A 19,729-nucleotide genomic window follows, 5' to 3' on the forward strand; every position below is an offset into this window, starting at 1 on the left:
AATTTTTTTGAGTAATGCTACAAAATCTTAAGTTTTTGCTACTTATCGTACAGAGTTTGTGGCTTTGCAACCTTAATTTAATCACAGATTTTTAGCTTTACATTGTGATCATAGTAAAGCGCTATGTTAGATAATGAACAAAATGTATAACAAATCAAAAGAATTTGATACACATCACGGTTTATTCTACAAATTATTCTAATTTAAAAAAAATGAAAGATAAGATAGTAAGTACAAAAAAAAGAATTCTTCTTACTGGTGCATCTGGTACGGTGGGCTTCGAAACTTTAAAGCATTTGCTGAAGGTTCCCAATTATGAAATCACCGTTTTCGATATAAAAACGCCAAGATCAGTTAAAAAATTAATGCCTTTTAAAGATCGTGTAGAAATCGTGTATGGTGACATCAGCAATTACTCAGCGGTGGAAAAGGTGAGCCAAGATAAGGATATTGCACTTCATCTCGCCGCGATCATTCCGCCGATGGCAGATATAGATCCCGAATTGGCCTATCGTATCAATGTGCAAGGAACAGAAAATCTGATTCGTGCTTTGGAAGAACATTCACCCCAATGTTATTTGCTTTTCAGCTCCAGCATTTCTGTTTATGGCGATCGCTTGAGCAACCCCAAAATTTCCGTGAATGATCCCTTGAGACCAAGCGCAGGCGATAGATATGGTGAGACCAAAGTTTTATGTGAAAAAGCAATACTTGGATCTAAATTGTCGTGGTCTATCTTTCGTCTGGCGGCGATTATGGGGAATCACAAGATCTCCAAACTGATGTTTCATATGCCACTCGATACGCCAATGGAAATCTGTACACCTGAAGATACTGGAAGGGCCTTTGCCAATGCGATTGTTTTCCAAGGTCAACTTAGATACCAGATTTTTAACCTAGGTGGAGGAGAAGACTGCGTAATTTCGTACCGCTCCTTTCTTACAAAAATGTTCGATGTATTTGGACTTGGGGACGCAAACTTTCCTGAAAAAGCGTTTGCAGAGAAGAATTTTCATTGCGGAATAATGTTTGACGGTAATAGGCTGGATGAGATCATCCATTTTCGCCAACAGAATTTGACCGACTATTTTGAGAATGTCAATCAAAAAGTTGATCCTATTCAGAAAAAAATAACCTTTCTATTCAAAAAATTAATCAAACGGTGGCTACTTTCACAATCGGAACCTTACCAAGCTTACCGACGTGGAAATCAATTGGCAATGGCGCATTTTTTCAATAATAATGAAAGTGAGATTATCGGATTCAGCTAAAAATTAAACTTAAAAAAATAAAAAATATGTTACAGAAAATAATGGTACTGGCACTCCTTATCATCATCACTACAACTCTTTTTGCACAACATCATTTCACGGTGGAAGTGTCTGATCTTGTAACGGATAAAGGCTCTGTCTATCTTGGGCTTTACAATAAGAAAGATGGTTTTCTAAAGGAAAATACTGCGTTTGCAAATGCAAAAGTAAAGACGACGGGAAATAAGATCAGCTATACCTTCAAAAATCTGCCACTTGGAGATTATGCTGTCGCCGTCTATCAAGATGTCAACAACAATGGAAAATGTGACCGGAATATGATCGGATATCCAACTGAGGGATTTGGTTTTTCCAAAAATTACAGACCCAAACTGTCTGCTCCCACATTTGATGATGTGAAAATTGCCATCATACAATCTACAAAAGCCAGTATTTCTTTGATAGGGAATTAAGTCGCTCACTTTTATTAATAATTAAGTGAAGTACATAATGAGAATATTTAGTCAAATAATTCTCAAAGTATCACAAAAAACAGTTTCTGACATTAGATTTTTACGATAAAATTAACACAAGATAATTTTCGTACTATATGAAGTTTACCTAATTTTGTCCCGTTAGCTCTTTGAGAGTTTTCATGGTTATTAGTTTTTATCCCCACATTGTGGGGATTTTTTTATTTCAAAAGTTTAGGTAAGGATATTTCTCAGATTATCCTTAAGCAAATTCGTCTCACATTATCATTAATTAATTATACGTTCGAAATTTCTCTAATTAACTATTTTTTTAAGGTCTGTTTTTTGCAATCATCTCGAAAAAAGCATAATGCCTAAAGTAAATTTAGGTTCAACTACCTTTTAAAGTATATTTGAATCTATATATAATCATCTCTCAACAGTGTCATGAATCCATCCAAACAATCCGCCAAGCTCAAACTAACATTTGACAAAGGTGTCACGATTCCCAGTCTTATTTTTATTATAGGAGTATGTCTTTTTTCGGTCATGTTTCCTACAATGGTTAACTCTATTTTAACAGACATCAAGAATTTTATATTTGTCAATCTGAACTGGGTCTATGTATGGTGCGTAACTATATTTGTGGTGTTTCTGGTTTTTCTATTGTTCAGCAAATACGGTAAGATCAAATTGGGATCGAACGACAGCAAGCCAGAATATTCTTTCTTCTCATGGGTGTCCATGCTTTTTGCGGCGGGAATGGGAATTGGACTGATGTATTTCAGTGTAGCAGAACCCATGCAACACTATTCTACAGATGCGTTTTCTGAAAGTCATATTATCAGCAGGGCAAAGAATGCGCAGCTTTACACTTTCTTCCACTGGGGAATTCATGCCTGGGCCATCTATGGTCTTGTTGGTCTCTGCTTGGCCTACTTCACATATCGATATCGCCTTCCACTGTCACTTCGGAGTTGTTTATATCCTTTGTTAAAAGATAAGATTACGGGCAAATGGGGGGATGTCATTGATATCTTCGCTTTGTGCAGTACTTTTTTCGGTATCACAACTACGCTTGGATTCGGAGTGGTGCAGATCAATTCAGGCTTGGAGACATTGAATATTTTGCCTGAGACTGGATTTGTTTATCAGCTCTTAATTGTTGCAGTTTTGGTGTCGGTCGCTGTTTTTTCTGCGACATCAGGCGTTGACAAGGGCGTGAAGATATTAAGTAAGATCAATGTCGTAGCGGTCGTGATTCTACTTTTTTTTGTGCTTTTTCTAGGACCTACAGTGTATCTTATCGGAAGCTTTACTTACGGTCTGGGCAATTACATTAATAATTTTTTTGATCTCACATTCAACACGCATGTTTATGAGGAAAAGACATTGCCATGGTTTTACAATTGGACTATTCTTTATTGGGCTTGGTGGATCTCTTGGTCACCATTTGTCGGACTTTTCATTGCTAAAATATCGAAGGGTCGCAGCATCAGGGAATTTATTGCGGCTGTGCTGATCATCCCAACATTATTCAACTTTATATGGATGTCGGTTTTCGGAAACAGTGGCATGTGGATCGATCTCAATATCGCTAATGGTGCGCTGAGTGCGCTGGTTTCTGATCCAGATGCACTTATGTTCCGTTTTTTGGAATATCTGCCACTTTCTGACATTTTAAGTTTAGCCGTGGTTTGCATCATCATGATTTTCTTTGTCACATCGGCAGATTCTGGGATTCTTGTCATGGATAGCATTTCGACAAAAAATTCCTCGAAGTCTCCAAAAATTCAAATCGTATTTTGGGGATTGCTTCTCGCCGCGTTGGCGCTCATGTTACTTAATGCTGGAGGATTGCAGGTTCTCCAGACCATGACGCTGATCACCGCTTTGCCATTTGCCGTCATTATGATTTTGTTCGTGGTATCGTTGATGAAAGCCCTTGTCATAGATTATAGTTATTACGAAAAAGGCTTGTCGGTTTCGACGGTACCATGGTCTGGTGAATTTTGGAGACAGCGTCTTAAAACCATTGTTTCCTTCAAAACAAAAGACTCGGTTAAAAAATTCATCGAAGAGCAGGCCTTAGGAGCGTTCAACGATTTGAAGGATGAATTTGAAATTAATGGTATCAAAGCAGAGGTCAACTACATCCAGGAATCATCGAAGATCTATTTGGAAATTCGCCACAACATTGTCAATAATTTTATCTACGGTATAAAAAATCAAAAAAGGATTGTTTCAGAATATTTGGTCGACGATAGCAATCTTCCTGATCTGGAAAGCAATATCACTTATTTTCCAAAAACATATTTCGGCGACTCGCGCGAAGGCTACGATGTGCAATACTTCACGAAAAATGAATTGATCAGCGATGTGCTCAAGCATTATGATCGCTTCCTTAAAATCATTGCCGACGAATCAAACGAAATGTTCATTAGCAGTGATAATAATGATCTCGGGAATTGATTAAATTGCGTAAAAATAAATCTAAAAGTATATTAAATTAAATCCTCCCTCATTTCTGAAACAGGATTTAAGATCTAAATTTTATATAAAATTACTGAGCCTTTTTTATTTGCTCTTCAATTTTGCGCCAATCGTAATAATGAAAAACTTTCCCGTTGCTCATCGCTACAAAAACGCCTTTCGGAAAACGATCGCCTAAAGGGATTGCAGTTACTTCCGAACCATCACTTTCACTTGTTGAGAATGGTATTTCTGCAATTTTTCCTTTTGCCGGATTTTCTCTCAGATAAACATTGAAAGTATCTGCCTGCTGATTGGAGATTAGAATATACCCTTTCCCAGTTTCTGTCGGATAAATAGAAATTCCCTCGATGTCTCTTTTGAAATCTCCCTTTCCAAATAATAAAATCTCCCCATCACCTTTTGTAGGATTTGCGTGATAAACATGGACGCCGAACATTTCATCGGAATAATAAATCAATCCTAATTCTGCGTCAACAGCAATACTTTCTATTTCTTTCAATCCGCTGAACTCTCCGAATTTTCTCACAACTTCAGCTTTGATTTTACCCTGGTCATCAGAAAGCTTATACTGCCACAAGTATTGACCACTCGGACCGGTTTTTCTTCCAACGATGACATAAATCTCTTTAGAATCGGGATTTTTGTATACAGAAATTCCCATTGGTGAACGGAGCTCCTCTCCATCAAAAACTGAAAATTCACCAATTTCCTTCAGATCAGGCACCGAATAAATTCTCACCTTATCGGTATCTCGCTCTGTGACTACGGCAAAATCGAAGGTTTCCCCATTGAGAGAAAGTCCATATCCAATATCCACATTATTGGGACGACCCAACCCGGTTATTTTATTGATAATCTTCCCTTCAAGATCGAAAGCGTATAAACCACCGCCGGTTTGTTTGTCTGTTCCTACGATAATGCTTTTCGAAGCGTCATCAGGATTGATCCAAATGGCAGGATCATCGGTATCGAACATTACTTTTTCTGTTACGATGTCAGGCTTTAAAGCATTTTTATTTTTTTTTAATACTGAACAGGAAGTTAACAAAGCCAACATTCCAAGTACAGCAAAACTATTTTTTATGGATATTCTTTTATTCATTTTATTAAAAATCAAATTTTAATCCCAGCGTGTATCTCGGCATATAATATTCCATCTGCATCGTTCTGTTTTTCTCACCTTGATAATAGCGCAACGGCTGATTGGTCAAATTATTGGCTTCTGCAAAAACTCTCATAAAGCTGGTAAGAGCGTAAGAAACATTGGCGTCTAAGAAAGTCTGCTTGTCGTAGTAACGGTCTTCAAAATCTGTCGAACCAAATTCATCAAGATAAGCTGCTGCGTGATTCAGAGACAGTCTTGCTGTGAATTTTTTGTTTTCCCATGATAAAGATGAATTAAACATATGAGGCGCGGTTCCCGGTAACATCACGTTCGTTCTCAAATCTCCATCTGCATTGTAAACGCCTTTTGCCTTGGATTTTGTGTAAGTATAATTTAAATAAACTCCAAAATGCGAAAGAAAACCAGGAAGAAAATCAAGCTGTCTCTGTACCGCCGCTTCAAAACCATACACCTGTACCGACTCACCGTTTTGTGGCAATACCAAGGTGTAGTTCTGCCCGTCTTCTAAAGTATTCGAGATATCCGGAAACATCTGTGCAAATTTCTCTCTGTTAAAATTTTGATCTCTGTAATCATAAATAAAATTATTGATTTTCTTGTAGAAACCTCCCAAAGATAAAATTCCGACGGATTTGAAATAATATTCTCCCATCAAATCGTAATTGTGTGCATAAGATGCCTTCAAATCAGGATTTCCCGCAGACACAACTCTGTCATTCGGTAAAATATTGACGTACGGAGAAATTTTATAATAACTTGGCCTTGCCAAAGCGGTAGAATAAGCAGCTCTCAAAACTACATCCTTGTTGGGAGCATATTTGAAGGAAATGCTCGGCAACCAGTTGGTGTACTGACTTTCTATATTTCTGCTTCCTGTCAGGTTTTCTTCGTCTTCCACCACGTTTCCGGTATAATCAATCTGTGTGTTTTCAACTCTGACACCAACAATCATTGATAGTTGATCGGTAAAATTCTGATCCCATCTCAAATATCCAGCGTAGATCTTTTCATTTGCAGAATAATTTTCTGAAAGGAATTCTGAAGGCTCGCTGGCTTGCTCGTAAGCCGAAGAATTTAAATTTAAATTTCCTAGATAAGTATTGCCTGCAAAAATTCCTGGAGCGTAACCAGAATTCGGATTGAAACGTCCATTCCAATTTACCAGACCAGTTTGTCCTAGATTATCCATGGAATTTCCTGTAGGCTCATAAGAGAAGAAATCATTTTCGCGTTTCTTGAATTTCAATCTGGCTTTACCACCAAATCTTAAACGACCTTTCTGATTTTCAATAATAGACAATGGAACTCTGAAATTCAATCTTCCTGTGATTTCCTCTTCGTAAGTCAGTCCGTTTTGTTGGCTCAACTCATCAAAGGCATATTGATTAAGACCAACCTGATTTTGCAATGTGAACATCGGTTTTTTGGTCGAAAAATTACTTGACAGTCTGATGTCGTCACCATTATCTGCAGTTTCAGCTTCGTAGGTCAAATACCTTTCGTTGGGTCTTTGTTCTTCAGCTTTTGAGTAAGAAGCACCCCAATCCATTTCCAATTTACTTCCGATCACATGATTTCCGAGAATCGAATAATTCTGCATAATCTGCCTTTCCAAACGTCTTGAATCATTCAGTTTATTATTGATTCCTCCTTTCGTCTGACGGTTTAACACGGCATTGAATCCTGAAATGTTGGTTTCGGAAGCGTCAGAATAAATAGGTTCGATATCTTTAATTCTTAATCTATATCTGTTTTCCCAGTCGTCTCTCCAGTTGTACAAAGCAGAAACTCTGATGTTGTTTTTGTCATTAAATTTAAAATCAAGATCAGTTCCTATGCTTTTTCTTTCACGTTTTACATCGTACTTTCGGATGTCCATTTCTTCCATGTAAACATTTCCTGCCTCATCTTTTGTCCAGACACCTTCCACATTATCAGAACCGTAATCATTGTTATTGTAAGAACCATTTAAGACCAATCCTAATTTTCCGCCTGCAAACCTGTTGCTATACACAAAACTGTCTGCAAACAAAGCTTTTGAACGAATAGGATTGTAACCGGAAGCCGTAGAAATTGAAATCCGCTCCTTAGCCGATGCTGTTCTGGTAATTAAATCTACAGATCCACCAATCGCATCACCGTCCATATCGGAAGTCAGAGTTTTATTCACTTCAACAATCTGAATCATATCTGAAGGAATAAGATCCATCTGCACATTTCTGTTATCTCCTTCCGCAGAAGGAATTCTGTTTCCATTTAAGGTTACGGAATTAAGTTCGGGTGCTAAACCTCTGATGATGATATTTCTTGCTTCACCCTGATCATTCTGCATTGTAATTCCGGGAACTCTTTTCAAAGCGTCACCAATATTGGCATCTGGAAATTTCCCCATTTGATCAGCGGAAATGACGTTCGTAATGTTCGCGTTGCTTTTCTGTTTGTTCAGAGCTCGGGCTTGATTTTGAAGGGCAAAACCTTTGATCTTGACTTCCGAAATTTGCTGTTCCTTCCTAACGAAAACAATATTCTGTTTTGTATTTCTGTCTGAATCTACAGATATTGGAATCTCCTTTTTACCATATCCAATGTAATCAACATTTAAGGTGTAATTTCCTGAAGGAACATCAAGAAAAACAAAATTACCGTGTTCATCCGAGACCGTAAAAATGTTACCCGGACTTAAAGTGATTTTTGCTCCCGGAAGGGCAATTTGTGAATTGTCGTTGATATTTCCCGACACAGTACCTTTCTGCGCGAAAACGATCATTGATGCACACAGTAAAACCGTGCATAATACTTTTTTCATTTTTAAATTTTAGATAGCAACAAAACTATAGGATTCGAGACCGTTGCCGTTTAAGAAAACCTTATGAGTAAATGAACAAACCCTTAAGAAATCCCTATAAATACAGGTGATTGTAAACAATATGTTATTGTTTGATTAAAAAAAACTTAATTATCATAGTTCGAAAATAGCATATATGTTCTATGGTTCTAATTTTCAATGCTTTAATAAGATTCTACTATTGATAAATTCAGATTGCAATCATATCCACCAAAATAAATAGGGAAGTTGCTATCTAAAAATAGCTTTAGGATGAAGGTTAAGAAATATGATTGAGTGATAAAAGTTAGATGATCCTCAATTCTTTCACAGAAGCTCAGAACTAAAGATTTTTGAAGTAGTGGATTTAATTATCAATAGGAGAAGAATGACAAATTTTTATTTAAAAAATCTCTTCCTTGAATTGAGTCGCCGTCATTCCCGTATTTGATTTGAAAAATTTTGAAAAACTGGCGTGGTCATAAAAACCGAGATCATAAACGATGTCTTTTACCGACATTTTAGAAACTTTGAGCAGACGTTTTGCCTCGAGCAGAATTCTATTCTGGATTAATGATGATGCGGATGTATTGAGAATCTTTTTGCAGATAATATTCAAATAATTCGCCGAAATATGAAGTTTGTCCGCGTAGAAAGAAACAGATCGTTCTACTTTGAAATTCGAATCTATTAAGTTTAAAAATTTGGAGATTACAGGATTTGAGTGAATTGCATCATAACCTTTGAATCTCGCTTCTACAGACTTACTTATCATTAGACCTATGATTTCACATCGCTTCTGTACCATCTTCCAAAAAATATTTTGCCCTTCCATTTCTTTTTGAATGCTTCGAAATTCATACAAAAAAGACTGAAAAAGATGATCGGAAAGATCAACAACAGGATGATTCTGATAAAATAGAGCCGAAAATCTAAGCGATGAAAGAAGATTTTCGAACCAAGATCTGCTGATCATCAATTGATAACCAATCGTTCCTTTTTCAATATGCCATTGATGCACCTGATCTGGAAAGACCAAATGAACCTGACAGTTTTGAATTTGATACGATACAAAATCTATGGTATGATTGCCCTTTCCTTTTTCGAAAATGTTGATGATGAAAAAATCGTGCTTGTGCGGTGAATCGATTGAACGCTCACCGTGAAGTTCGTTGAATAAAATCTGACCTCCAGAATTCTGGTTTTCACTGAAATCCTGAATACCCAAAATGGGAAAGTGATCTGACTGTTGATTCATCCTGAATGATTTTCGCTTAAAATTAGTAAAATTTAAACAGAAAAGGATTCAGAATGAAAAATCATATTTTAAGACTCCAATATTTTTACAATATTTTTAAAGCCTAATGATTTTGAATGTTGTAAAGCTGTTATGCTATCTTTATCCGGAATGTTGAGATCTGCACCTGCATTTTTTAAGATCGTGATGATCTGCTGATATATTGTGCTTCCATCACCTAATACGACTGCTTCCATGAGAGCTGTCCAACCCAATCTATTGACATGATCTATCGGAAATCCTTTCGTATTAGCAAGAATTTCGACGGTTTCCACATGACCTCTTTCGCAGGCAGGAATCAAGGCTGTTCCATTATATCGGTTAAAAACATCGAATCTGGCTCCATTGTTCAGAAATAGTTTTACCAATTCGGTTTGTCCGCTTGCTCCGGCGTATAAAAATGGACTGTCTTTTTGAGCATCCTGGAGGTTGACATCAGCTTTATATTCTACCAGAACTTTTGCCATCTCTGTTTGTTTTCCGATCACGGCAATTAGCAAAAGTGATCTTCCTTTTTGATCGGTTGTATTAACGTTGGCCCCGTTGTTCAAAGCATTTTTTAATTTAGTAATATCATTTTTCATCACCAAATTCACCAAATTTTCATCTTGCATCCTGTTTTCTTTTAAATATTGAACTGTATTTTTTTCGCATGCAGTAACACTTATAATGCAAAAAGCGAAGAGAAAAATTAAAATTTTCATTGATGTTTGATTTAGTTAAAATACGATATTTCCCTGATGAATCAAGGATCTCACGTCGGATATTCTCGAAACAGCTTCAGCCGAACAACTCGCATTGAGAAAGACCAAATTTGCGTCGTCTCCAACTTTTGGCCATTGCTGATTTCCTTTATCATCCAATGGAAGTACGTTCGCTGTTGCCAGTTTCAAACATCTTGATAATAGGAATTCCGTCGACTGGCCGTACAATTGCGCGTATAGATTGGCTTTTTCCAGAACACTTCCAGTTCCGTAGGTGTTCCAATGATCTACGATGCTGTCGTTTCCGGTATAAACAGTTACACCATGTTTTTGTAACGTAGGAAGTGGCATGATGAGGTTTCCAAAAGGAATCGTAGAGACAATTCCAACTTGGGCATTTCCTAATTTTTCAGTAATCTCTTCCTGTTTTTTTTGATCTAGTTTACCTAAAACAAAGCAGTGACTTAAAAATGTCTTTCCCTTCAAAGCAGGATTTTCGTTGACTTTATCAATTAGATATTCCACGGTTTTCAAACCAGATTCTCCAGTTTCGTGTAGATGAATATCAATTCCTTTTTGATGATCTAGTGACAATTGTACTGTAAAATCAATTGTCTTTTCAATAGCGCCATCTAAGGTGTAAGGATCTACGCCACCAATATAATCGATGTCCATTGTGGCAACTTCTTTCAAATAGGGGACAGAATTTTTATAAAAAACACCATGTTGCGGAAAAGCCACCAACTCTGCACCGAAAGTTTTCCTCTTGTTTTCTAATGCTACCTGCAGATTTTTAAATGAATCTAATTTTGAAGTTGGCTCAATATTTACGTGGCTTCTGGCAAAAGATGTCCCTTTGGAATGGAGTAGTTCAATCATTTTTTCGGCTTTCTGCGTAGAAGTTTTCAGCAGTTCGGGCATCAATTTTTCTTCTAACTCTATCATTCCTTTTACACCGCCTTTTCTTTTTCTCACCGCCTGCCATTTGTCGCCGTAGAAAGTTTTATCCAGATGAATGTGCATGTCCTTGAAAGCCGGAAGCATTAGAAATCCTTTTGCGTCAATTGCTTTTGCGTTGGGATTGTTTGGAGATATTTTTAAAATTTTTCCGTTTTCAACTTCGATGAGAAACAAATCTGTTTTTGTAGCAACTATTTCATCTTCTTCGTATTGAAAACCAGTTTCTAACCGAACATTTTTTAAGATCAATTTTTTGTTTGATGCAATTGTTTCATCATTAAAATTAGAAGTTGCCATCATAATATTGGGAGTTAAGGTAAGACCAGCCACTGCTAGTGCAGAATTTCTAAGGAAATTTTTGCGTGATATATTATTTGAAACATTCATGTCAATTCTTTGAAACAAAATTAAAAAGAAGACCTGATACCACAGAGGTATGGTTTATCACATCATTTGTACCATTTATCAAAAATGAGAGAGAGGATGAATCTTTACAAGTTACTCCTTCAAATTTTGTAGTAATTTTTTTTTTTAATTTTATAATAAAATACCAATTAATCCGTTATATTTCCATAAGATCCGGTCATCTGCCGGAAAACTCAACATTCTTTTTATTCAGACACCCGATATTGATTACATCTGTTTGTTCGCTTAAAGTAGATCAAATATGATATCAAATGTCACAAAAATTAAAATTCTCTACCGCTTCAGGTTCTCGTTTTTATGCAACCGTTAGAAATAGGGTAGAGCACCATTTCAGTCATAATGAATTAAGTCAACATGCGAATGCGCCAATGTGGGGCAAAACCGTATTTTTCTTGACAGGTTTTGTAGGGATTTATCTTTTCATTATCTCAGGTCATTTGCCTATGTGGATGCTTTTGCCACTTTCAATATTGCTGGGTATGTTTAGTGCATTTGTAGGGTTTAATGTGTGTCACGATGCAATTCATGGTGCGCTTTCCGGGAATAAAAAGGTGAATAAGATCTTCGGGTTTATTTTTAATCTTGTCGGAGCTAATCCTTATGTTTGGAGTATTACGCATAATTTGGTCCATCATACGTATACAAATATTCCTGGCCACGATGAGGATATTGAAATAGCGCCAGGATTGATCCGAATTGCAGAAGATGATGAAGTAAAATCCATCCAAAGATACCAGCATTGGTATGCGTTTCCGCTTTACAGTCTTGCCTCGCTGTCGTGGGTTTTCCGTAAGGATTACAAGAAGTTTTTTCAGAAGAAGATAGGCGCTCATCAAAACAGGCATCCCAAGTTAGAATTTTTCAATTTATTTTTCTTTAAAGCAATCTATTATTTCTTGTTCATCGTTTTGCCTCTTCTAGTGTTGGATGTAAGTTGGTGGCAGTTTCTGATCGGCTTTTTGCTTTTGCATATTGCACAAGGTTTGACCATGGGGCTTGTTTTCCAGCTGGCTCACGTAGTGGAAGGAACCAATTTCCCTGTCCCAAATGAATCCGGCAATATAGAAGAAGCGTGGGCGGAGCATCAGATGCGTACAACAGCAAATTTTGCAACTCATAATAAAGTCGCCGCATTTTTTCTTGGTGGCCTGAACAGGCAGATCGAGCATCATTTATTTCCTAAAGTCTGCCATATCCATTATGGGGAGATTTCCATTATCGTAAAACAGACCGCGCTGGAATTTGATTTGCCCTACAATGAAAATAAGACATTTCTATCCGCACTGCGTTCACATTTTTTGATACTGAAGAAATTTGGTAAAGAGGCGAGTGTAAGCTAATTTTATAGTAGTTTTGCTCGTAACGCTTTATGAATGATAGATTTTTAGCACAAAAGTTTAATATAGAAGGCACATAGAAAAAACTTGGTGGTGGCAGTTATTTTAGTTTAATGAACTTGACTTTAGTTGCCCCAAAATTGGTAATGTTCAATCCAGTCATTTCGCCTTTTTTGTTTCTTTCAAAAGTGACTTCCACTGCAAAGGTCATTAATCCCGTAAATTTATCTTTCTCTACTTCTGTCAGCACAACATCGCTTAATCTACTGTGAGTCATTGTCAACTTTCCATCGATGACCTTCAATGTGAAAAGTGATGACAGATCCGTGTTTTGAAACTGACCTTCGAAGTCTTTTAGCATTTTAGTAGGAACATATTTTGGTTTTTCTTCGGCCTTCTTTTCGGGTTCGGCTATCGGCGCTCTTTTTTTAAATTGGTCAGATAAGTAAAATTCTGCAATGTCTAATCCTGCATTGTATGAAGCGAAATTTTCATCATTGCTCAAAAGGATGATGGATAATTTATTGTCAGGAAAACGACCCAAATAAGATTTGAAACCTGCATCGCTTCCAGTATGATTATAAAGATTTAGACCTTTGTAATTTCTGGTAAATTGACCTTTTGCGTGGTAAATAGTTTCGCCATCTCTCACGGATAGAATAGCAGGTTCACCATTATCCAATGTTGATTTTTCATTAAAATGATTAATAAAATCAGCATCGCCAACTTTAGGATTTTCAAAATTGGCGGTCCATTTACTTAAGTCTTCCACGGTCGTATAGACGTTTGTAGGTCCTATAGAAGAACTATTGAGGTTTCTCTTAATGTACAATCCGTCTTCACTGCCGTATGAGTAGGCTCTGTTTTTAACTATTTTTTCGTTGTCATCATAGATCAATGTGTTTTCCATTCCTAATGGATCGAAGATATTTTCTTTTGCAAACGCGCTGAAACTTTTTCCCGAAACTCTTTTTACTATTTCCGTTAACAATGAGAATCCTGAGTTGCTGTATTTAAACTGGCTTCCCGGTGCAAAATTCAACTCCTTGTGTTTAGTGATTATTTTCATGACCTGCTCATGAGTGATCACATCATCCATTCTCCAGCCTGCCAGTGTCAATAATGACCATTGATCTTTCAGTCCGCTTGTATGCGAGCACAAATGTTTGATGGTAATTGTTTTTTCATAAATTGGCAATTCCGGAATGTATTTTCTGACATCATCGTCCAACGATATTTTGCCCTGTTTTTCTAATAAATAAATTGAAAAAGTCGTGAATTGTTTTGAAACAGAACCTACGTTGAAAATCGTTTTTGGTGTTATGGCGATATCGTATTCTAGGTTGGCCGTACCATATCCTTTTTTGAAAATCAGCTTTCCGTCTTTCACGACACCAACCGCAACGCCGGCAGTTTTTGAGTTATATGTAGAAAATAGCGAATCAATTTTCTTTTCTGGATTCGAACGTGTCTGTGCTGACAAATTGTTTGCAAAAAAAAAGTAAAATAGAATAAATTTGGTTAATTGCTTCATTTGATTAATTCGATTCTTATTTGGTATTGCATTCTCTCAAAAATACAATCAGATAACAGGTGTGGAGGGCTATATTGAACCAAGTTTCTGTAAATTTAATCATTAACTTTAAAATCAAGTATTAAATATTAAATTTATTTAGAACAGTTATCATTCAATTCTCGCAATGGTGTCATTTTTGACTATTAACTTATTATAAAGCTGATGTTTATTTTTTACCGAATAAATTCTGTATATATTTTTAATGTGATATTTCACGGTCGTTGTTGCAACAAATAATCTTGAAGCAATCTCTGTATTAGAAAAACCGTGTAACATCAAAATCACGATTTCCTTTTGTCTTTCATTGAGCTCCGTGCTTTGTAGTATCAGTTCATCATCGATGGTCTCAAAAATTGATGAACTTTCAAAAATTTTAATTCTGTGTTGCAAGCTTTTTATTTGCAGGTTTTTCCTTTTGATTTTATTCCTGTACGATCGAACTTTGAGACAATGATAGGTGAGCGTGATCATTAGAAAGACAAAAAAACTGACAGCATTGGTGATTTTGTGATATGACATTGATAATATTGAAATTTCCGCAGATAATTAAAAAAAAGAGTAGACTAAAATAGCCTACTCTTATTCTGAAAACTTTTAAAATACTTTAGATTCTCTAATGTTTTTTATGCGGTAAAAAGAATTCATTTTTTTTTCATCATTTACATTTGTTAAATCCTATTGCTTTCCTCTCTTCACTCATTAGCAAGTAAGTTTAGCATTTGATATTACAAATTTCGTCTAATTAATTCCATTTAAGTTGTTGATGTTTTTTTAATATTTACACATATCACAGTATTTCTGAAAGAAATGATTCTTAATGTGTGATAAGTGTAAGGATGATGAATTTATATGTAACACACCGCTTGAATAACAACCGTAAATTACAACTTAAAGGTTTGTATTGAGAATTAAATCAATTCAAAAGCTAAATATTTTCGGAGCGGAAATGTTGTAAATCAGAATTAATTGAGATTACAGATGTGCTTATCCAAAACCTTGTTGCTATAGATATATGAAATTATACATTAAATACATGGTGAGTCTGCGCTGTAAAATGATAGTGCAAAACGCACTTGACACTTTGAAAATAGAATATGTAGAGATAGAGTTGGGATTTGTAGAGACCTTGATAAAAACAAGTGAAGAGAAAAGGAAAGGACTTGCCGAAATTCTCAGCAAGTCAGGATTACAACTTTTAGATGACAAAAAAAGTATTCTCGTTGAAAAGATAAAAACAGTAATCATCGAGATGGTCCATTATTCAGATGAACTTCCAACACAAAATTATTCAGATTATATCAGCGAAAAATTAGGTTACGACTATACCTATTTAGCCAATACATTTTCGGAAGTCAAAGGCATCACAATCCAACATTTCATCATCATTCATAAGATTGAAAGAGCTAAGGAACTGATGCTGTACAATGAAATGAACCTGACCGAAATTTCCTACAAACTCAATTACAGCAGTGTTGCGCACCTTTCCAATCAATTCAAGAAAATAACAGGACTCAGTCCATCTTTTTACAAACAACTCGGGCAGAGAAGAAAGCAAAATCTGGAAGATATTTAATTGCATCCGCCACATTGATAGCGATAATGATATCTCTCCTTTTGAAGCTCGTACATTTTGATTGAACCAATATCATTTTATGGATTACTTAGCAAGGTATAAAAATTACTTCAATGTTTATGCAATTTCTGATGTAAAAGCTAATGACCACACAATTGAATAGTAGATTTTGACCACAATTTCAAATGAGTTGAATGATGGAATATTTATTGTTAGAAATTCGGTAATGATATTTTATTATTAATTTCAATTATAAAACTGAATTATGAGAGCAATCTGGAATGGCGCCATTGGCTTTGGACTTGTGAATATTCCCATCAAATTATATTCTGCGACAGATTCCAGCACTTTGGATTTGGATATGTTGGACAGCAAGGATTTGAGTAATATCAAATTCAAACGTGTCAACGAGAAATCTGGAAAAGAAGTGGTTTGGGAAAATATTGTCAAAGGTTACAAACTTGAAGACAAATATATTGTTCTTGATAAAGAAGATTTCGCGGCCGCAAGTCCGGAAAAATCCAAAGTTCTCAGTATTGCCCAATTCGTTAAACAAGATGAAATTGATTCTGCCTTGTTCGAAACCCCATATTTCCTTGAACCTCAAAAAAATGGTGAAGCGGCTTACAAATTATTATTAAAATCATTAATGAAAACCAAAATGGCCGGCATCGGTTCTTTTATTTTAAGAGAACGTGAAATCCTATGTCTGATTCGGCCTTACGATGACAAAATATTGATGGTCAATAGAATGCGTTATCCTGAGGAAATGCGAAGCTACGAAGATTTGAAAATCCCAACCGGAAAAGCACCGAAACCGGACGAACTCAAAATGGCAGAGTCATTAATCAAATCTTTGGCAACCACTTTTGACCCTTTAAAATACAAAGACACTTACAACGCAGATTTACTAAAAATCATCAAACAAAAAGCAAAAGGCAAAAAAGTGAAATTGGTGGAAGAAAAAGAACCAAAAGGAAAAACCACCGATTTGATGGCAATGCTGAAAGCCAGTCTCGAAGGCAAAAAGAAAAAAGCTGGATAAAAAATTCCAGAAAAAAGAAAAAAGATGAGGGCTTCGAGAACCTCAACCTGACAAATATCAAATTCTCTAAAACACTCAAACTGTCAAACACTCCAACCCAAAATGGCACTCGAGGATTACAACAAAAAACGGAACTTCAAAGAAACTTCAGAACCGAGTGGAAAGGAAAAGGCGAGCGGTAAAAAACTGAAATTCGTGATTCAAAGGCACGCGGCGTCGCGATTGCATTACGATTTTCGATTGGAAATGGAAGGCGTTCTGAAAAGTTGGGCTGTTCCGAAAGGACCATCACTGAATCCTTCTGACAAAAGATTGGCGATGATGGTAGAAGACCATCCCTATGAATACAGAACTTTTGAAGGCTCGATTCCGAAGGGGAATTATGGTGCCGGCGAAGTGGAAATTTGGGACGAAGGAACCTATGAACCTATCGAAAAAGTGAAAGGCAAAACAGATGACCTTGTGATGCGCGCCGAACTTCACAAACAATCTCTGAAATTCATTCTTCACGGAAAGAAATTGAAAGGCGAGTTTGCATTGGTCAAAATCAAAAATCCGCAGGATGACAACGCTTGGTTGCTGATTAAACATAAAGATGATTTCGCGGTTTCAGATGATTACAATGCCGAAGAACACACCTCCAAAAACTCAAAAGTAACGGCTTACCTGGAAGGGAAAGACAGTAAAAAAAAAATACCGCCTCCGAAAGCATAAACCATTTTAAAAATTATACACCAGCACTTTCCGGCGAGAAAAAACTGTCGGAATTCATTGTTCCGATGTTGTGCAAAACCACTGATAAAGCCTTTGATGATGCGGATTGGGCGTTTGAAATTAAATGGGATGGTTATCGTGCAATTGCTGATTTAAGAAATGATTCTATCGGATTGTATTCCAGAAACGGCCTCGATTTTTCTCAGAAATTCAAGAAAGTGGCGAATGCATTGAAACTTCAGGAACACGAAATGATTCTGGATGGCGAAATTGTCGCGTACGATGACAAAGGAAAACCGAACTTTCAATGGCTTCAAAAAATTGGCGACAATCCTGATTTGGCCTTGATTTATCAGGTGTTCGATTTGCTTTGGCTGAACGGACACTCGACAGAGGAACTGACTTATCTTGAACGGAAAGAATTACTGAAAGAAGCTTTGGTTCAAAACGAAATTGTCCAATTCCACGACCACATAATCAAAGATGGGAAAGATTTTTATCAAGTCGCAAATGACCTTGGTTTGGAAGGCATTGTGGCGAAGAAAACCGACAGCACTTACAAAGAAGGCGTCCGAAGTTCGGAGTGGCTGAAGATTAAAATCAACCAAACGGATGAAGCGATTATCTGCGGATTTACCGAACCAAAAGGTTCTCGGAATAAATTTGGTTCACTAATTCTCGGGAAATATCTGGACGACGAAATGGTTTTCTGTGGTCACACGGGAACAGGTTTCAACGACAAAGTGCTTTCTGAACTTCATCAATTAATGAAACCTTTGATTATCGAAAAATCGGTTTTCAAAATCACGCCGAAAACCAATGCAAAAGCGACTTGGATAAAACCGGAATTGGTTGCGGAAATCAAATTTACGGAAGTCACCAAAGATTTTATTTACCGTCATCCCGTTTTCCTGCGACTTCGCGACGACGTGAAACCGAAAGACGTCGAATTCAATGCTGAAAACAAATCAAAAAACGAAATTGTGAAAAAAGCCGAACCAAAAACCAGAACTGCCAAAAACGAAATCACCAAAAAAATCGGAAAACAAGAGCTGAAACTAACGAATCAGAACAAAATCTATTTTCCCGATGACGACGTGAGCAAAGGCGATGTGATAGATTATTATCAAAGTATTTCGAAATATATTCTGCCACATCTCAAGGCGCGTCCGCAATCTATGAACCGTTTTCCGAACGGCATCAAAGGCTTGAGTTTTTATCAAAAAGATGCATCCGAAGAAACCCCCAATTGGATTGAAATTGAAAAAGTTTTTTCAGAAAGCAGTGACAAATACATCAATTACATCATTTGTAACGACAAGGAAACTTTGGCGTATCTCAACAATCTCGGTTGCATCGAACTGAATGTTTGGACGAGCCGATTACCGAAAGCCGATTTTCCCGATTACTTGGTTTTGGACCTTGACCCATCAGACAAAAATACCTTTGAAGACGTCATTGAAACAACTTTGGCGGTGAAAGAAGTTTTGGATTTAGCTGGAATCAAAGCGGTTCCGAAGACTTCTGGAAGTTCGGGAATTCACATTTATATTCCGATGGGTGCGAAATATGATTATGACCAAGTCAAGGATTTTGGACATTTGTTAATGCAAATGGTTCAGCAAAAATTGCCCGATTTGACAACGCTGGAAAGAAGTCTTCAAAAACGTGATAAAAATAAAATCTACCTCGATTATCTTCAAAACCGCCGTGGACAGACGCTCGCGAGTGTTTACAGTCTTCGACCAAAAGAAGGCGCTACCGTTTCGATGCCTTTGGAATGGGATGAGGTGAAAGTTGGTTTGAAGCCGACGGATTTCACAATTCATAATGCTTTGGAGCGATTGAAGGAAAAAGGCGATCTTTTCAAACCGGTTTTGGGAAAAGGTGTTGATATGTTGAAGGTGATCAAGAAATTGGAAAAGTAG

15 protein-coding genes are annotated in these 19,729 nt (G+C 36.7%); 8 read left to right on the forward strand and 7 right to left on the reverse strand.

Annotated elements, in window-relative coordinates; genetic code table 11:
- Nucleotides 1–212 precede the first annotated feature (212 nt).
- The 3 genes from IO90_RS13685 (at nt 213) to IO90_RS13695 (ending at nt 4,195) form a co-directional block, all read left to right on the forward strand.
- Nucleotides 213–1,271: an NAD-dependent epimerase/dehydratase family protein gene (locus IO90_RS13685; protein WP_034967618.1), complete on the forward strand. Its 1,059-nt coding sequence runs from the start codon at nt 213–215 to the stop codon at nt 1,269–1,271.
- Between the two features lie 41 nt (nt 1,272–1,312).
- Nucleotides 1,313–1,723, forward strand: a complete 411-nt coding sequence (locus IO90_RS13690) for a DUF2141 domain-containing protein (protein ID WP_051878699.1) — start codon at nt 1,313–1,315, stop codon at nt 1,721–1,723.
- Nucleotides 1,724–2,170: 447 nt separating this feature from the next.
- Complete coding sequence (locus IO90_RS13695) at nt 2,171–4,195, forward strand: BCCT family transporter (RefSeq protein WP_034967622.1); 2,025 nt, start codon at nt 2,171–2,173, stop codon at nt 4,193–4,195.
- A 91-nt stretch (nt 4,196–4,286) separates the two neighbouring features.
- On the opposite strand, the gene IO90_RS13700 is transcribed toward IO90_RS13695, so the two are convergent.
- The 5 genes from IO90_RS13700 to IO90_RS13720 all read right to left on the reverse strand — a co-directional run bounded on the left by IO90_RS13700 (nt 4,287) and on the right by IO90_RS13720 (nt 11,517).
- The gene (locus IO90_RS13700) at nt 4,287–5,321 is read right to left on the reverse strand and encodes a phytase (RefSeq protein ID WP_034967625.1); all 1,035 of its coding nucleotides are present in this window, start codon (nt 5,319–5,321) and stop codon (nt 4,287–4,289) included.
- 4 nt (nt 5,322–5,325) lie between these two features.
- Nucleotides 5,326–8,151 (reverse strand): TonB-dependent receptor, encoded by a 2,826-nt coding sequence (locus IO90_RS13705; RefSeq protein WP_034967629.1) that lies wholly within the window; start codon nt 8,149–8,151, stop codon nt 5,326–5,328.
- 421 nt (nt 8,152–8,572) lie between these two features.
- The gene (locus IO90_RS13710) at nt 8,573–9,427 is read right to left on the reverse strand and encodes an AraC family transcriptional regulator (RefSeq protein WP_034967633.1); all 855 of its coding nucleotides are present in this window, start codon (nt 9,425–9,427) and stop codon (nt 8,573–8,575) included.
- Nucleotides 9,428–9,495: 68 nt separating this feature from the next.
- Nucleotides 9,496–10,080 carry an ankyrin repeat domain-containing protein gene (locus tag IO90_RS13715; RefSeq protein ID WP_228374691.1) on the reverse strand — a complete coding sequence of 195 codons (585 nt, stop codon included), beginning with the start codon at nt 10,078–10,080 and terminating at the stop codon, nt 9,496–9,498.
- Between the two features lie 105 nt (nt 10,081–10,185).
- Nucleotides 10,186–11,517 carry an amidohydrolase gene (locus IO90_RS13720; RefSeq protein ID WP_034967640.1) on the reverse strand — a complete coding sequence of 444 codons (1,332 nt, stop codon included), beginning with the start codon at nt 11,515–11,517 and terminating at the stop codon, nt 10,186–10,188.
- Nucleotides 11,518–11,807: 290 nt separating this feature from the next.
- On the opposite strand from IO90_RS13720, the gene IO90_RS13725 reads away from it, so the two are divergent.
- Nucleotides 11,808–12,896, forward strand: coding sequence for a fatty acid desaturase family protein (locus IO90_RS13725; RefSeq protein ID WP_034967643.1), 1,089 nt, complete (start codon nt 11,808–11,810; stop codon nt 12,894–12,896).
- Nucleotides 12,897–12,993: 97 nt separating this feature from the next.
- Here the strand turns inward: IO90_RS13725 and IO90_RS13730 are convergent, their stop codons facing one another.
- Together IO90_RS13730 and IO90_RS13735 are read right to left on the reverse strand one after the other, a co-directional pair.
- A complete protein-coding gene (locus tag IO90_RS13730; RefSeq protein ID WP_165570282.1) occupies nt 12,994–14,376 on the reverse strand; it encodes a serine hydrolase domain-containing protein in 1,383 nt (460 codons plus the stop codon).
- Between the two features lie 201 nt (nt 14,377–14,577).
- On the reverse strand, nt 14,578–14,988 hold the full coding sequence (locus IO90_RS13735; protein WP_034967646.1) for a LuxR C-terminal-related transcriptional regulator: 411 nt from the start codon (nt 14,986–14,988) through the stop codon (nt 14,578–14,580).
- A 493-nt stretch (nt 14,989–15,481) separates the two neighbouring features.
- Between IO90_RS13735 and IO90_RS13740 the strand changes: the two genes are divergently transcribed.
- The 4 genes from IO90_RS13740 (at nt 15,482) to ligD (ending at nt 19,729) form a co-directional block, all read left to right on the forward strand.
- A complete protein-coding gene (locus tag IO90_RS13740; protein ID WP_051878702.1) occupies nt 15,482–16,042 on the forward strand; it encodes a helix-turn-helix domain-containing protein in 561 nt (186 codons plus the stop codon).
- Nucleotides 16,043–16,307: 265 nt separating this feature from the next.
- On the forward strand, nt 16,308–17,087 hold the full coding sequence (locus IO90_RS13745; protein WP_034967648.1) for a Ku protein: 780 nt from the start codon (nt 16,308–16,310) through the stop codon (nt 17,085–17,087).
- Nucleotides 17,088–17,189: 102 nt separating this feature from the next.
- Nucleotides 17,190–17,801, forward strand: coding sequence for a DNA polymerase ligase N-terminal domain-containing protein (locus IO90_RS13750; RefSeq protein ID WP_034967650.1), 612 nt, complete (start codon nt 17,190–17,192; stop codon nt 17,799–17,801).
- Between the two features lie 65 nt (nt 17,802–17,866).
- Nucleotides 17,867–19,729 (forward strand): DNA ligase D, encoded by a 1,863-nt coding sequence (gene ligD / locus IO90_RS13755; RefSeq protein ID WP_034967653.1) that lies wholly within the window; start codon nt 17,867–17,869, stop codon nt 19,727–19,729.

The sequence above is a fragment of the Chryseobacterium sp. FH1 genome, from assembly GCF_000735135.1.
Classification (GTDB): domain Bacteria; phylum Bacteroidota; class Bacteroidia; order Flavobacteriales; family Weeksellaceae; genus Epilithonimonas.

Coding starts and splice junctions, on each gene's coding strand:
- IO90_RS13725 (WP_034967643.1), top strand. CDS start 11,808: ATGTCACAAAAATTAAAATTCTCTACCGCTTCAGGTTCTCGTTTTTAT.
- IO90_RS13700 (WP_034967625.1), bottom strand. CDS start 5,321: ATGAATAAAAGAATATCCATAAAAAATAGTTTTGCTGTACTTGGAATG.
- IO90_RS13695 (WP_034967622.1), top strand. CDS start 2,171: ATGAATCCATCCAAACAATCCGCCAAGCTCAAACTAACATTTGACAAA.
- IO90_RS13750 (WP_034967650.1), top strand. CDS start 17,190: ATGGCACTCGAGGATTACAACAAAAAACGGAACTTCAAAGAAACTTCA.
- IO90_RS13740 (WP_051878702.1), top strand. CDS start 15,482: ATGAAATTATACATTAAATACATGGTGAGTCTGCGCTGTAAAATGATA.
- IO90_RS13745 (WP_034967648.1), top strand. CDS start 16,308: ATGAGAGCAATCTGGAATGGCGCCATTGGCTTTGGACTTGTGAATATT.
- IO90_RS13685 (WP_034967618.1), top strand. CDS start 213: ATGAAAGATAAGATAGTAAGTACAAAAAAAAGAATTCTTCTTACTGGT.
- ligD (WP_034967653.1), top strand. CDS start 17,867: ATGTTGTGCAAAACCACTGATAAAGCCTTTGATGATGCGGATTGGGCG.
- IO90_RS13720 (WP_034967640.1), bottom strand. CDS start 11,517: ATGAATGTTTCAAATAATATATCACGCAAAAATTTCCTTAGAAATTCT.
- IO90_RS13710 (WP_034967633.1), bottom strand. CDS start 9,427: ATGAATCAACAGTCAGATCACTTTCCCATTTTGGGTATTCAGGATTTC.
- IO90_RS13735 (WP_034967646.1), bottom strand. CDS start 14,988: ATGTCATATCACAAAATCACCAATGCTGTCAGTTTTTTTGTCTTTCTA.
- IO90_RS13715 (WP_228374691.1), bottom strand. CDS start 10,080: ATGCAAGATGAAAATTTGGTGAATTTGGTGATGAAAAATGATATTACT.
- IO90_RS13690 (WP_051878699.1), top strand. CDS start 1,313: ATGGTACTGGCACTCCTTATCATCATCACTACAACTCTTTTTGCACAA.
- IO90_RS13705 (WP_034967629.1), bottom strand. CDS start 8,151: ATGAAAAAAGTATTATGCACGGTTTTACTGTGTGCATCAATGATCGTT.